This is a genomic window from Rhodopirellula sp. UBA1907 (assembly GCF_002337565.1).
In the GTDB taxonomy this organism is placed as follows: domain Bacteria; phylum Planctomycetota; class Planctomycetia; order Pirellulales; family Pirellulaceae; genus Rhodopirellula; species Rhodopirellula europaea.
The window spans coordinates 62,986-77,521 of the sequence record NZ_DDGH01000055.1 but is presented as its reverse complement, the minus strand read 5'-3'; the positions used below and the strand labels follow the sequence as shown (position 1 = coordinate 77,521).

Sequence of the window (14,536 nt, the reverse complement as noted above, 5' to 3'; positions counted from 1 at the left end):
ATCCGAAGAATGATGCCAGCCGACGCACGTTGGCGGTGCGACTGAGATGCGGAAAGATGCGTCCATGAACAATCCGGTTCTCAAGCAGATAACCCAATCCGCTCGGCGCCCGGGTGCGATCACCGGTGACCCACCATGCACCATCGCTGGCACGCGCGACATCGAAACCGACCAGATGCAACCGATGACCAGCGGACACCGGAAGGTTGTGATAAACGCGAAGGAATCGAGGGTTGTCCCACAACAACTCAGGCGGCAAAACGCGTTCACGAATCAGCCGTTGGGGTCCAAGCAAATCAGCCAGGATGGCTTCCAGAACACCGGTCCGTTGAGCCAACCCGGTGGCCAACCGATTCCAATCTTGCTCCGCGATGGCAATCGGCACGGTCGCCAATTGCCAAGGACGAGTCTGCGTGCCTTCACCGGTGTCGATCTGAAACGTCGATCCGTTCTCACGAATCAATTGTTCGATCTGCGATTCGCGGTCGTTCAGCCCTGACTTGCCGAGACTCGTGACCTCATTGGCAATGCTCTTCCAACATGGACGCAATGCACCATCGGGTAAACGGCATTCGTCAAAGCGTTCCGCCATCGAGGCATATTCTGCCAATGAGAGCCCAGGCGGCGATCCCGATGGCAAATCGTTGGAATGAGCTGTCGCGGTGGGAGTCGGCACGTTCACCTTTGATTCGATCTGAGTTGGCAACAGCATCGACCCGAGGAAATACCATCTGGGTCAAACTTCTTCGTCGCGGTGTAGCATTGAAGCGCCATTGTAACCGAGCCCAAGGATTCGACGAATGACCGAGCGAGCAAATGCATCTCAGCCGCCTCGGTCACCCCCTACGTGGGAGAGGCAATCGTGGATTTCTAGCTGCGCCGCAGATCCATCGTGACGGGGAAGGGTTCGTACCCGGTTCGCGATGGCAGTCCAGGCATCACGATTTCGCCTCCCGACAGCGTGAATTCACGGAATCGCGATGCACGTCGCGACTCTGCTTCCTTCGGATTGACGGGGAACCGTTCATGGCTGAGCCCACCCGGGTGCACGGTGTGGTAAGTGCAGCCCCCGATCGAACGGCGAGCCGCACGATTCACCAAATCGAATTGCAACGGCGTGTGAACACCGATGGTTGGATGCAAGCAGCGAGGCGGTTGCCATGCTCGATAGCGGATTCCCGCCACGTACTGACCGGCGACACCGGTGGCATGCAACGGCACCTCACGTCCCGCCACGATCAACGCGTGGCGATCCGGTTCCAAACCTTCCACCAGCACCTGCAATCGTTCCAATGATGAATCAACGAATCGAGTCGTTCCGCTCGAGCCCGGCTCTTCACCCATCACGTACCACGGTTCAATGGCACTGCGAAGTTCCACTCGCATTCCATCGAGGACCATTTCGCCAATCAATGGGAACCGAAACTCATGATGCACCGCGAACCAATCCGCGGATATCGGTGACCCCTTGGCGTTGAGTTCGCCGACCAATTGCGTGAGGTCCTGCCAAGCAAAGTGGGGCAGCAAAAACTGATCGTGAAGACGTGTGCCCCAATGTTGAATCGGGCGATCGTAAGGTTGCTGCCAAAACGCGGCCACGCACGAGCGAATCAACAACAACTGAGCCAGACTCATTTGTTCGTGCGGTGGCATTTCAAAGCCACGCAACTCGACCAAGCCCAAACGTCCGGTTGAACTGTCAGGCGAGTACAGCTTGTCGACGCAGATTTCGGCACGGTGCGTGTTGCCTGTCAAATCGACCATCAGGTCACGGAACAATCGGTCCACCAACCACGGCGGAACATCCGTTTCGGTCGGAGGCAACTGACTCAGCGCGATGTCCATTTCATACGCCGCGTCTTGTCGCGCCTCATCCATTCGAGGTGCTTGACTGGTCGGGCCGATGAAACGACTGCTGAACATGTAAGACAGCGACGGGTGATTGTTCCAAAACCGAATGAAGCTGGCCAACAAATCGGGCCGTCGCAAGAACGGGCTTTCGTTCGTCGATCGTCCACCCAAAACGATGTGGTTTCCTCCACCGGTCCCGGTGTGGTAACCGTCCAAGTCAAACTTCTCGGTTCCCAGCCGTGATTTGCGAGCTTCGTGATACAGCGATTCAGTCAATTCAACCAAATCGTCCCACGATGCGGTCGGCTGCGTGTTGACTTCGATCACACCTGGGTCAGGAGTGACCTTGAACAACTCGATGCGATCGTCAGCGGGCGGCAGATAGCCTTCGATGATGACCGGCAATTTGGTCGAAGCACAGGTTTGCTCAACGGCGGTGACCAAATCCAAGTAATCCTCGATCCGCTGAGTCGGCGGCATGAAGACATACAATCGTCCGTACCGACACTCCACGCAAAGCGCCGTTTGCACCACGTCTTCGCTGGTCGGCAGATTGTCGTCGTCTTCTTCATCCAAGACTTGAGGATGAATCCGTTCTCGTGACTCGTCGGGCGAATCAACGCGTCGATTGCCTCGCGGGTCTTGTTCATTCCCCCGCGGCATCTCGGGCGGTGGCAACGGTCCGTGCGGAGCCGTCGGATCCATCGGCGTGGTATAGAACGGTGCCTCGGATGCGGAAGCAACTGGCAAACGATCCAAAGGCAATCGCAAACCGATCGGCGAATCACCGGGAATCAAATACACACGTTCGCTTCGGACGGGCCATCGGCCGCTGATCCAACCCGGGCGAGCCTGCCACCATGCTCGGCGAACCGGAAGCACATATCCAACGGGCGACCCGAGCCCAGCGTTGAACGTTCGCATCATCATCGCACGTTCGTTGGGATCTTCCAGCTTCGGATCCTCCGGGTCCACATCGATCGGCAGACGATTCTCTCGCCACAAGTAGTGAAAAACGTCTTCGTGAACCGGGAACGTCATCCGAGCACTGACATTCAGCTCACGCGCCAGCGTTTTCACAAAACGTTCCGCGTCGCTGTGAGTGTGACCGTAGTCTTTCCCCTCATCGGCGATCCATTGATCGTCATGCCAAATCGGTTGCCCATCGCGCCGCCACAAACAAGTCAACGCCCAACGAGGAAGCGACTCGCCGGGATACCATTTGCCCTGACCGTAGTGCAGCAAACTTCCCGGTGCCCAGCGTTCCCGCAGACGAGTCAGCAAAACATTGCTAAGCACTCGTTTCTCTTCACCAACCGCATCGGTGTTCCATTGCGGATCATCCATGTTGTCGATCGAAACGAAGGTGGGTTCGCCACCCATCGTCAACCGAACATCAGCTGATTCCAACTGCTCATCAATCGCTCGGCCGGCCTGCAAGATTTCTTGCCAAGTGGATTCCGCGTACGGTTTGGTCACGCGTGGATCTTCATGGACCCGAGTGACCGTCATCTCGTGTTCAAATTCCACTTCGCACGGTTCATGCCCACCGATGATCGGCGCGGCGTCGGTGAATGTCGGTGTGCAAGCCAACGGGATGTGACCTTCGCCGGCCATCAAACCACTGGTCGGATCCAATCCAACCCATCCGGCACCTGGCAAATAGACCTCGGTCCAAGCATGCAAATCGCAGAAATCCTCCGCCGGTCCATTGGGTCCGTCCAAGGATTCTTGATCAGCGGTCAACTGAATCAAATACCCGGACACAAAACGGGATGCCATCCCCATGTGACGAAACGCGTTGACCAACAACCAAGCTGAATCACGGCACGAACCGCTGCACAGAGTCAGCGTTTCTTCGGGTGTTTGGACACCTGGTTCCAAACGGATTTTGTAATCGATCTTCGATTGGGCCGCTCGATTGACGTCGACCAAGAAGTCGATGATTCGCTCCGACTTCTTCGGCAGCGTCTCGATCCATTTTTCGAACTTGGGCGTCATCTCCACCGGCGCCAAATAGCTGGCCAGTTGCCGTTTGACTTGATCGTCGTATTCGAATGGCCATTCCTGAGCCGAATCGTCAACGAAAAACTCAAACGGGTTGATGACGGTCATATCCGCCACCAAATCCACGCAAACGGTGAAGTGGTCCGTTGGCTTTTCAAAAACCAACCGCGCAACCGGATTGGCAAAGGGATCCTGTTGCCAGTTGCAAAAATGGTCTTCGGGGGAGATCGCCAAGTTGTACGACACAATTGGTGTTCGACCATGATAGGCCGGACGCAATCGGACTTGTTGAGCACCGACCATGATCGGTCGTTCGTATTTGTACGACGTCTTGTGATGTAGCGCGACGCGGATCGTCATGAATTCACCGAAATTTGAAAATAGTCTTGTCCAAGAGCTTCACCAATTCGATTGATTTCGGATTGAACCGAATCAACAAATTGGTGCATGCCGCCCGCTAGCGCTTCTTCGACTTGAGTGTGAGCTAAACGATGTTGCAGTTCGTCGAGAATGGGGCCCGCCGTACGATTCATATTGCTGGAGGAAGCCTGCTCGATTTCTCCGAGCGACCAGTTCGCTGATGCGATGCAGTGGTGAATCGATCTTGGAAAGCTGCGATTGAAGAGAAAGAAATCAACGACCTTTTCAATTTCAATTTGATGGTGATCACGACGATAGGCTTCGAACCCGCTGATCGCTAGCAACAATGCTGACCACTGCAAATCGTCGACCGCCGTGCCAACGTCTGCCAAGTTCGGCAGCAGGTTGAAGTACTTCACATCCAAAATTCGAGATGTCTTGTCGGCTCGCTCAAGCATGCGGCCTAAGTTCGCGAAGTGCCATCCACTGTCCTGGGCCATGGTGCTGGCAAACACACCGCTCCAAAGCAGCGTTTGCTTTCGAACGTCATCAAAAAACTGGCTGGTCGGATCCATCGCCGCCGCGGGCGAAGCGTCACCAACGAAGTGATAAAACTGGTTGAGTTGTTCAAACGCTTCCGAAGACAAGGTCTCACGAACGCCCCGAGCATTTTCGCGAGCCGCTCGCAAGCAGGAAACCATGCTGTTGGGATACTCATCGTCGAACGCGAGAAACTGAACGACGTTGCGACTGTCAGGCTTGCCGTATTTCTCTTCGAACCACTCTTCATCAGCGGTGACCTGCACCAACGGACTCCATGGATCAACCAAGTTCTCAGGTTGATCCAAGATCAAGTTCAGAGTGACCTCCAAGAAGCGTGCAATGTTCTCAGCACGCTCCACTTGGCGACTCATCCAGTAAACGGATTCAGCAACGCGTGAAAGCATATCAGTGGTGTCAGCGATGAAAAGAAAAGCGACTGCGCGATTGAATTGAAAATGGCGAAAGCGGATCAATGCAGGGTAGCCATCGCGGCCAAACAAACCCTGCGAACGGTTCTAGACCCGCGCGATGGTTTCACCAGCCTGTGCGACCACCCAAGTGTCTTTGCTACCGCCACCTTGGGATGAATTCACGACGAGACAACCCTTTTTGAGTGCCACTCGTGTCAGACCGCCGGGCAAAACCCACACATCGTCTGGGCCATCGCAAAGAATGTACGGACGCAAATCGACATGACGTCCTTCCAGATGATCGTCCACCATCGTCGGAACCCGAGACAACTGCAGCGTCGGTTGAGCGATGTAATTGCGTGGATTGTCGATGATCTTCGCCGCGAATTCTTGACGTTCTTCTGGCGTGGCATGCGGCCCGATCAAGATGCCATAGCCACCCGATTCACCAGCCGCTTTGACAACCAATTCGTCCAAGTGATCCAGCACATAGGCGCGGTCTTCTTCACGATCGCACAGGTATGTCGGTACGTTCGAAAGGATTGGTTCTTCACCCAAGTAATACTGAATCATCTCCGGCACGTAGGCGTAGACGACCTTGTCATCAGCAACACCGGTGCCCGGTGCATTTGCGAGTGCCACATTGCCGGCACGATAAGCCGACATCAACCCGGGAACTCCCAAGACCGATTTCGGATTGAACACTTTTGGGTCGAGGAAAGTGTCATCCACACGTCGATAGATCACATCGACCGCTTGAAGTCCATCGGTCGTTCGCATGTAGACACGATCGTCTTTGACCAACAGGTCACGTCCTTCCACCAACTCGACGCCCATCTGGTGTGCCAGATAGGAGTGTTCGTAGTAGGCGCTGTTGTAGACACCCGGTGTCAGCACGACCACATTTGGATCGGCAACATGACTCGGTGCCATCCGGCGAAGCATCTGATACAGCCGCGCGGGATAATCACTGACCGGGCGGACCATCGATGCCGTGAAGGCTTGCGGGAAGTTCCGCTTCATCACCGAGCGATTCTGCAACACGTACGAAACGCCGGACGGGCATCGCAGGTTGTCTTCCAGAACAAAGACGTTCCCGTCGTTGTCGCGAACCAAGTCGGTCCCGGTGATATGACACCAAACATCATGCGGCGGACGCAGACCTTTGCACTGAGGCAAGTAAGCCGGGCAAGAATCCACGATCGATGCCGGGATGATGCCGTCTTCGATAATCTTTCGTTCGTTGTAGATGTCCGACAAAAAACGGTTCAGCGCACGAATGCGCTGTTTCAAACCAGTGTCGATATGCGTCCAAACATCCGGTGAGATGATTCGCGGAACGATGTCAAAGGGCATGATTTTCTCGGTGCCCGCTGAGTCACTGTAAACCGTGAACGTGATGCCCATCTGGTACAGCGACCGTTCGATCGCCAACTGTCGACGATTCAATTCACCCGGTGGCAGCCGATTGATCAGGTCCACCAGCGCGACCGCATCCGGCCGCGCAAACGAGTCTTGATCCACCACTTCGTCAAAGAAAGATCCCGTTTCGTAACCGGGCAAACACGGGACCGTTCCCGATTGGGATTGCATTTGTCCGTTCTGCGACTGACCGGCTTGCGCCTGAGCCAGCGGCGACTGAGTTTGTTGTGGGTGATTTTGCATGGAGCAATCTACCGGTCGCGTTCGCGAAACCGGCCAACAGAGTAAACACGACGACACTCATCCCTCTCAACCACCGAACAATCGGTAGGGGTTCACGGTCAGTCCGCCTCTGACTGATACGCTGCAGTGTATCTCAACTAATGGTGCCAATGAAACGACTTGACTGTGACGATCTCGAAGGAAGGTCAGATTTCCACCGCGAAGCATTAGCAGTGCGGTGAATGCCATAAACGAACGTTTGAGTCACTCAAACACTGACCGAAACCGGCAGAACCACGGGTTCGAATTTCACGTGTTTGACCGCGGCGCCGGCGTTGTAAAAGTCAATCCCAGCGACATGGACACCACGGAGGCACCGGTGAGTGTGACCAAACACGACTTGGCCAATGTTGTGGTGCATCCAATCAGGTTGTTGCCTCGCCCAGTGAAGCAAACGCAAACAAGTCGACCGGCGACGATGTGCCACTCCCGCTGCGGCCAAATGCAATCGCGCGGTCACCGCAGCGTCGTACAAACCGTTTTGTAAATTGGCCGGCGAGGTGGCTGGTTCGTGAGCCCAACGGTTTCGATATTGATCCAGTCCGACAGAATTGCGACCACCCTCGATCACGTCGCCGTGGACCATCAATGTGTCGGCCAGACGAATCGCATCCAATCCCACATAAACGGAACCCGGTCGCATCGGCAGCCGAACGTGCTGAGCTGCCCCCGTCGAGTCCGAGTTGTCCCCATCGGTATCGCTCGGTGACAAGTTTTCGGGCTGAGTGTGCGGACGAGCCCACTGATCCAGCGACTCGCGAAAAGCGGCTTGGGCGTCGTGATTGCCGGTGAGATAAACGAAAGTCTTCTCCGGAAATTCGGCTCGCCAGGCTTCCAACCAATCGATCGCGGCTTTGCGAGACACATCGCCGCCACCGATCCGACTCCAGCAAAAGTCGAACAGATCTCCGCCCCAAACGCAGACGTCCGAGGCCTCCACCGCCCGCCGAATTGTCGCTTCATGCCGCTCATAATTGCAGCGTGAACTGAACAGATGCAGATCCGAGATGAATGCCATTTGAAGCGGATCAGTAGGATCAGACTCGGGAACTAATTCCGCCAACCTGGGCGGCGTGTTACCGTTCTCCGATAGTTGTTTTTTCCTACGCTTCAACATTTCTCTCTCGCAGTGTTTGGTCGACCATGACCGTGACTCCTCCCGATTCGACACCCTCGGATTCTGAACCAACAGGTTTCGAACCCGCGAAAACCGTGCCTACTAAAGTAACCGCCGTCCGCCGCCATGTGCTGAAGGCTTTGGTCGCCCTGATCGCAGGCATCATTGTCGTCGGGCTGATTCAGTCCCGAGCCCACGAAACCGACTATCAAAAAGCTCTGCTGCAAAGCCTGGCGGCCGGAGGAATCGCGTTGCTATTCGTGTTTTATCAACTGCAACGCGCCAGTTCAGCCGCCGCGAAAGCGTGGCTGGTTCCGGCTTCTTGTTTGGCACTCATTGTCGCAGCGGGCACGCTTCTCCGGTTCGAAAGTTTTTCGGGCGAAATGGTTCCTCGGTTCTCGTGGCGGTTCGGGAACCACGAGACCCCTGCTTTGAAAGTCACTCCATTGGCCGAATCCGACTCAGGTGAGCTCGCGGTGGAAGCACAGAGCTCAACCGAAGAAGGTTCATGGTTGGAGTTTCTGGGAAACGATCGCACAGGAGTGATGCCAGAACGCGAATTTGAGATTCCAAACTCAGTCGACGAAATCACTCGGCGATGGGACATCGGCATCGGCGAAGGATGGTCATCGTTTGCGGTCGCTGACGGCATCGCGGTGACCTTGGAACAACGTGGTGAAATGGAGTGCGTCACCGCCTATCGACTTTCGGATGGGCAATTGCTGTGGTTGGTCGAACACGAGGCGAATCACTTTCAGGCACTCGGCGGAGGTGGCCCACGTTCGACACCCGCGATCATTCCCGCGACCGAATTGTCACCCGGCAGAGTCTACGCCCAAGGTGCCACGGGAACCGTTTGGTGCTTGCAACTGACCGATGGCGAAGTCCTTTGGAAACGTGACCTGATTGAAATCGCAGGGTGGACCATCGAAGAATCGGAACAAGCGATCTCATGGGGTCGATCTGGTTCGCCATTGATTGTCGACAACCTCTGCGTGCTCCCGCTCGGTGGTCCCGCATCGGCGTCGGATGAAGGACGTTCGTTGATCGCTTTGGATCCGGCAACCGGCGAAACCGTTTGGCGAAGCGGTGACCAGCAAATCAGTTATGCCTCGGCGATGACCATGACCCTTGGCGGCAAACGACAAATCGTTTCTGTCAATGAAGCCGACATCACCGGACATGACATTGAATCGGGCGAAGTCCTTTGGTCGTTCCCCTGGGAAGGCAAATCCAACTCGGGTGCCAACTGCGCCGCGGCAATGCCAGCCGGTGAAAATCAATTTCTGATCGGCAAGGGCTACGGTGGTGGAAGCTCGTTGATTCAAGTCACTCGGTTCGAAAACACCTCAAACACCAGCGATGCCTCCACAGAGACGGAGACATTCATTGCCGAGGAGCTTTGGCATTCGTCACGAGTCTTAAAAACCAAGTTCAATCACACCTTGGTTCGAGACGGCGTCGCTTACGGATTGAGCAACGGTGCTTTGCAAGCGGTTGACATTGAATCCGGCGAGCGATTGTGGGAGCAATCACGTCGAGATCGGCTCGGACAAGGACAAGCTGTTTTGGTCGAAGACGTCTTGGTGGTGCAAGGAGAAGAAGGAGAGGTCGTGCTGGTTGCCGCCGATCCCGATGACTACCGAGAGTTGATCCGCATTCCAGCTTTGCAACACAAGACTTGGAACATTCCTACCGTGGTCGACAACCTCATTCTCGTACGCAACGCTCATCAAGCCATTGCATTGGAGCTACCTCAACGATGACCGTCACTTCCTCCGTGTTCACGGACTCTGATCCCTATCCTGATCCTGACAAGATCGAACCACTCGATTTTTTGGTCGTCGCACCTCATCCTGACGACGCGGAGTTGGGCATGGGTGGAACGATCATGCGAATGATCGACGAAGGCATGCGAGTCGGAGTGTTGGACCTGACCAGTGGCGAACCGACACCCCATGGCAGCCTCGAGATCCGAAAGCGTGAAACGGCCCGAGCAACGGAGATCATGAAGTTGACTTGGCGGGGCAACGCCGGGTTAACCAACCGAGCCGTCGAAGCCACCCTGCCCGCTCGAGAACACATTGCTTCTTTCGTTCGGTGTTTGCGACCGCGATGGTTGTTCGCACCCTATCACGAAGACGCTCACCCAGATCATGTTGCTGCGACTCAGCTGGTCGAAGCCGCACGGTTTCATTCCAAGCTCAGCAAAACGGCGATGCCGGGTCCGCGGCATCATCCCCAGCGGATTTACTATTACTTTTGCATTCACCTGCGTTTGGCGGTGCAACCCAGCTGGATCGTCGATATCTCTGAACAGTGGGACCGCAAACTTCAATCGATTCGTGCTTACGAAAGCCAGTTCATCACCGGTCGCGACCCGGGCCCTCCGAGCCTGACCGATCGATTCCGAGACGATGCGGCATACTGGGGTCGTTTGATCGATCGCCAGTACGGCGAGCCCTTTGCAACCAAAGAACCTCTTGCGATGACCAGTTTGCGAGACTTGCTCTGAGAGCCCGTGTCGTTCCCAAATTGCATTTTGTCATCGGCGAATTAGCCTGTTCTCGAGAGCGACGCGCTCCCTTTTCTTTGACGCTTGAGTTTCCAAAATGCCTGCACAGGAATCAGACGAGCCGCTGTTTCCTTTGCCGCTGACGCCGTTGGAAACCTTCTTCGTCCTGGATGAAAAAGAGTCTTGTCCGATCGTCAGCTTTATCGAGCTGCAATTCTCGACGCCCTTGCAGCTACCCGTCTTGCAGAACGCGTTGGACGAGGCGGTGAAAGATCACCCGTTGCTCGCTTGCAAACTGGTGCGTGAAGGCGAGCGTTTTTTTTGGCATTTTGATCCGGATCTGGCACCGCAGGTACTGACCAACGATGACCTGCCATTGACCACCGGACCCGCTGACAATCCCCAGACGCAGCCCTTCGATTTGTTTCGTGAGTCAGGATGTCGCTTCTGGTACGTTCCCGAGGAAACCGGCAGTCGCCTTTATGTCCAACTGCATCATGCTTGTGGCGATGGCGTGGGAATGCGGCAAGTCCTTGTTGGGACCCTCACACGTTACGCGCGGGCGACGGGCGATCCAGAATGCGGAAAAACCTCTCGAAAATCTTCGCGGTCTGCGCCCAATCCAGAACGTCTTCGCGATCGAAACGACTTCTCCGAGTTGCTTTCCAAACCACCCAAACGTTCGTTGACGACTTGGGATCGAATTCGGAATGCCTACTACTTCCACTTCCAACGTCCCGCCGTTCTTTCCAAACCCCAAGGGTTTGGCTCTGCATCAACCCAGAAAGAGATTGAGTCACAGGCAATCGGCCAACCCTTGCGACATGTTCTGTTCAGCAAGGAAGAATCAGCCTCGATTGAGAAGGCTTGCAGCAACGCGTCCATCCGAGTCAACGACCTTGCCATCGCAATGCTATTCCAAACCTTTGAGCAATGGGAACAAACCCATGGCGGCGGCAAAGCGATTCGCTACCGAGTGATGATGCCGGTCGATTTGCGATCTCGAAGAGACTTGAATCTGCCCGCAACCAATCGGCTCAGCTTCGCTTTCTTAGGACGACGCAAAGACCAATGCCAGGATATTGAGCAACTCGTTTCAAGCGTCGCGGACGAAGTGGTGGCAATCAAGGAAACCCGCGTGCACATGGATTTTCTGGATGGTTTGGCTGCGGCGGTTCAACACCCACGTTTCATGCGGTGGGTGATCGATAAAAGTCGTCACATGACCACCAGCGTGCTCACCTACACCGGTGATCTTTCGCGAGGAATGAAAAAGTTCTTTCCGGAATCGGATGGACAACTCAAGATCGGCGATGCTTACCTTCGCAACGTATTCGGCTCCCCTCCAGGACGAGAGGGAACCAATGTTGCTGTGGGCGTCTGCATCAATTGGGGCCAGATCTGCATCTCCGCCTCCTGGAATCGCCAAGCCTGGGACGCAGCCACCACCGACCAATTCCTCCAAACATACGCCAGCAACTGGCGAGCATGGTTGAAACGTCAAGAAATCAACTAATCTGCCACGTTTGGAAAGTCATCCAGGTCCAACCCACATATTGCGAAAGAAGGATCGATCTCAAACGATTCCGATTCCAAGTGACGCAAACGTTGTTCATTGATTTCCAAGATCGCTTGTTGGACTTCGTTCTTTGGACGGCCCGAATTGGCGACGGCGATCGAATTCCAAGCCAATGATTCATCCTGTCGATGCAATTGCTCAAGCAACCCGACCAGTTCGACGACCGGTTTGTACTTTCCGTCCGCTGACCGCCTGATTTGATCTCCAATCATTTTGGTTCGGTGGACCAACTTGGCTCGTTCCGAGACACGTTTGGCTGCCGCATCCATGGCTAGTTCTTGCAATGACTGACTCAAACGCTGATACCCGACATCATCGGTTGCGTCACGCAAAATGGCTTCGCAAAAACAAGTCACTGCCTTTGCGTGCTCACCTCGCATCTGATGCAGGCTCGCGGTCGCAAACCAAGCGTCCGCGTTGGATTCATTGGTGAGAACCATTTCTTCGGACCACTGTGTCAGAGCCTCTTGGTCTTCTTCCAAAGCCAGCAATCGACCAAGCAAAGACCTTTCCGCATCCAATAGTTTTCTCGGATGATTGATCAACGTCTTGATCGCTCCATCACGCGATCCCTGCGCAATTAAATTCTGTGCCATTCCCAAAGAACCGATGGGTTCATTTTCTTCGCTGCCGTTCATTGGGAATGGGTCATCCGAGATTGAAAGCAATTCAAGCATCCAGTGCTCCTTCACGGTGCCCGACTGACAAAGCTGTCGGATGTGGGACGCGGCACCATGGCGACGACCTTGGCGAAGATACAGCAGGGCGATTTCCTCATGCACCATCGCGAAGCCAGGCACCTCATCCAGGATCGCCTTGTACCGTTTTTCAGCTTGGTTCCAATCTCCTTTTAGAACCATCCACTGCGCCGTTTGACCGAGGGTGGGTAACCTCGCTTGGGGATCACGCAAGGCAACCGAATCCAAGATCGCAATGGCTTCCTCGAATCGATGCCGCTCGCCCAAGACCCGGGCCATGACGAACATCACTAATGGATCATCGGCGCCGTGTCGGTAGGCGGCGCGTACATGATCGTAGGCTTCCTCGATCCGTCCATCGGCGAGCGCCTGTTCCGCCAGCTCCCGCGACGCAGTGACATCGACTGACATCGCGGGTTCAACAAAATCCGGTCGAGGCACGGATAGGTCCGGTCGATCGTCGCTGAAGACTTCGGCGGTCGATTCTGTTTGCTGGACCTCTGAATGGATCTCAGTTGAATCCGAAGGCGAGTTCGGTTCCAATCTCGCATCACATGAAATTTGCGAGGAGATCGCTGCAATAGCAACCAGCGTCAACGACCGGCGCAACGTCCGTCGATGTCGATCACTCATTTTCGCGAACTCGAATCCAGTGGTCGTGGAACACCATGTCCTGCTCCACCGAGATAGGTGGCATATGGCACTTCACGCAGCCGCCATCAGTTGAAACCGAGCAAACCACTTGTGACTCGACATGTGGTTGGTGACACGTTCGACAATCTTGATCGTAGTCTGCTGTCGACTTCAAATGAGCGTCTTGATGTGGGTTGTGGCAAGTCGAACAAGTTAATGAACGGCCGGATTTGATATAGCATTCACTGCGCAGCAATCCGATTGGCTGCAATCGCAACAACTCGCTGGAGTAGTCACGCAGCTCCTTCGGAGACACGTGCCGAGGAAGGCGATGACAAGACCCGCACAGTTGAATCTCAGATTCGCCGTCCCAATCTGAACGGCCAACAGAAAAAGCGGGAGGATTGTCCATTCGCCGAGCCAGGCGAACATGTTCACTGCCTGGACCATGGCATTTTTCGCAGTCCACATTTGGGATCAGATCCGTCAATTCGTGATCCACAATCTTCCCCGAAGTCGTGTGACATTCGATGCACGAATCCATTTTTTCCCCACGGATCCTCTCACCAAAACAATCCATTGCGTCCAGAGGTTCCGAGTTCGTGTGCCCCGGCGTCAATCCAAAGCGACCGGTTTGTCGTGAGTCCGTGACTTGATGATTCGACGGTTCACCCTCTCGGCCCGGATACCACGAACGGCCCGGATACCACGAAACACGATGTTCCATGATAGAGGATGTCTTCGCTTCCTCTCGTAAGATTGAAAACAAAGTAATCGCGTTGCGACCTGACCCCAACGCATACGGAAACTTCATCGGTACCATTTTATCGACCGATTCATCCAAAGCACGGAGCACCAATAACCCTTCTTCTGAGGATCGATAGTGGAACAAGCCGTGGAGCTCGCCCGCATCAACCGTCTTTCCATCGAACAAATTCGAAACGACTGGTTCACTCGTGAGAGTAAACGTGGAAGCGTGCCCCGATGCTCGATGCATTTCAAAGTTGCTGCGATGACACTCTGCACAAACGGCTTTGCCCACAAATGTGGGCAAAGCTGCCACGTTCAATTGGTCGATTTCTCTCGGGCTGTCACCCGACGTTGTTGGCACACTTGTGG

General features: G+C 54.9%; 10 protein-coding genes. 3 read left to right on the top strand and 7 right to left on the bottom strand.

Translation table 11 applies throughout. The features are described from left to right. The 5 genes from B2R17_RS12065 to B2R17_RS12045 form a co-directional block, all read right to left on the bottom strand. On the bottom strand, nt 1–712 hold a 712-nt coding region (locus B2R17_RS12065; RefSeq protein ID WP_286764178.1), incomplete at its 3' end, for a circularly permuted type 2 ATP-grasp protein. Between the two features lie 158 nt (nt 713–870). Continuing rightward, on the bottom strand, nt 871–4,218 hold the full coding sequence (locus tag B2R17_RS12060) for a DUF2126 domain-containing protein (RefSeq protein ID WP_286764177.1): 3,348 nt from the start codon (nt 4,216–4,218) through the stop codon (nt 871–873). Beyond that, nucleotides 4,215–5,165: an alpha-E domain-containing protein gene (locus tag B2R17_RS12055; RefSeq protein WP_037252367.1), complete on the bottom strand. Its 951-nt coding sequence runs from the start codon at nt 5,163–5,165 to the stop codon at nt 4,215–4,217. The genes B2R17_RS12060 and B2R17_RS12055 overlap by 4 nt, the downstream gene beginning before the upstream one ends. Before the next feature lie 111 nt (nt 5,166–5,276). After that, complete coding sequence (locus tag B2R17_RS12050) at nt 5,277–6,764, bottom strand: circularly permuted type 2 ATP-grasp protein (RefSeq protein WP_414707307.1); 1,488 nt, start codon at nt 6,762–6,764, stop codon at nt 5,277–5,279. Nucleotides 6,765–7,083: 319 nt separating this feature from the next. Further along, complete coding sequence (locus B2R17_RS12045; protein WP_339886586.1) at nt 7,084–7,938, bottom strand: metallophosphoesterase; 855 nt, start codon at nt 7,936–7,938, stop codon at nt 7,084–7,086. 182 nt (nt 7,939–8,120) lie between these two features. Here B2R17_RS12045 and B2R17_RS12040 point away from each other — a divergent pair, with 182 nt between their 5' ends. From B2R17_RS12040 to B2R17_RS12030, 3 genes are all read left to right on the top strand, one after another. Further along, nucleotides 8,121–9,758 (top strand): PQQ-binding-like beta-propeller repeat protein, encoded by a 1,638-nt coding sequence (locus B2R17_RS12040; protein WP_339886587.1) that lies wholly within the window; start codon nt 8,121–8,123, stop codon nt 9,756–9,758. After that, nucleotides 9,755–10,507 (top strand): bacillithiol biosynthesis deacetylase BshB1, encoded by a 753-nt coding sequence (bshB1, locus tag B2R17_RS12035; RefSeq protein WP_008668568.1) that lies wholly within the window; start codon nt 9,755–9,757, stop codon nt 10,505–10,507. The genes B2R17_RS12040 and bshB1 overlap by 4 nt, the downstream gene beginning before the upstream one ends. 97 nt (nt 10,508–10,604) lie before the next feature. Further along, on the top strand, nt 10,605–12,023 hold the full coding sequence (locus B2R17_RS12030) for a hypothetical protein (RefSeq protein WP_286764173.1): 1,419 nt from the start codon (nt 10,605–10,607) through the stop codon (nt 12,021–12,023). On the opposite strand, the gene B2R17_RS12025 is transcribed toward B2R17_RS12030, so the two are convergent. Further along, entirely contained in the window at nt 12,020–13,417 is a 1,398-nt protein-coding gene (locus B2R17_RS12025; RefSeq protein ID WP_286764172.1) for a tetratricopeptide repeat protein, read from the bottom strand. The two genes, B2R17_RS12030 and B2R17_RS12025, sit on opposite strands and share 4 nt — an antisense overlap. Beyond that, nucleotides 13,410–13,961: a hypothetical protein gene (locus tag B2R17_RS12020; protein ID WP_286764219.1), complete on the bottom strand. Its 552-nt coding sequence runs from the start codon at nt 13,959–13,961 to the stop codon at nt 13,410–13,412. The genes B2R17_RS12025 and B2R17_RS12020 overlap by 8 nt, the downstream gene beginning before the upstream one ends. Nucleotides 13,962–14,536 lie beyond the last annotated feature (575 nt).

Excerpts from the sequence above, each read along its gene's own strand:
- B2R17_RS12060 (WP_286764177.1), bottom strand. The coding sequence starts at position 4,218 with ATGACGATCCGCGTCGCGCTACATCACAAGACGTCGTACAAATACGAA.
- B2R17_RS12055 (WP_037252367.1), bottom strand. The coding sequence starts at position 5,165 with ATGCTTTCACGCGTTGCTGAATCCGTTTACTGGATGAGTCGCCAAGTG.
- B2R17_RS12050 (WP_414707307.1), bottom strand. The coding sequence starts at position 6,764 with ATGCAATCCCAATCGGGAACGGTCCCGTGTTTGCCCGGTTACGAAACG.
- bshB1 (WP_008668568.1), top strand. The coding sequence starts at position 9,755 with ATGACCGTCACTTCCTCCGTGTTCACGGACTCTGATCCCTATCCTGAT.
- B2R17_RS12030 (WP_286764173.1), top strand. The coding sequence starts at position 10,605 with ATGCCTGCACAGGAATCAGACGAGCCGCTGTTTCCTTTGCCGCTGACG.
- B2R17_RS12025 (WP_286764172.1), bottom strand. The coding sequence starts at position 13,417 with ATGAGTGATCGACATCGACGGACGTTGCGCCGGTCGTTGACGCTGGTT.
- B2R17_RS12020 (WP_286764219.1), bottom strand. The coding sequence starts at position 13,961 with ATGGATTCGTGCATCGAATGTCACACGACTTCGGGGAAGATTGTGGAT.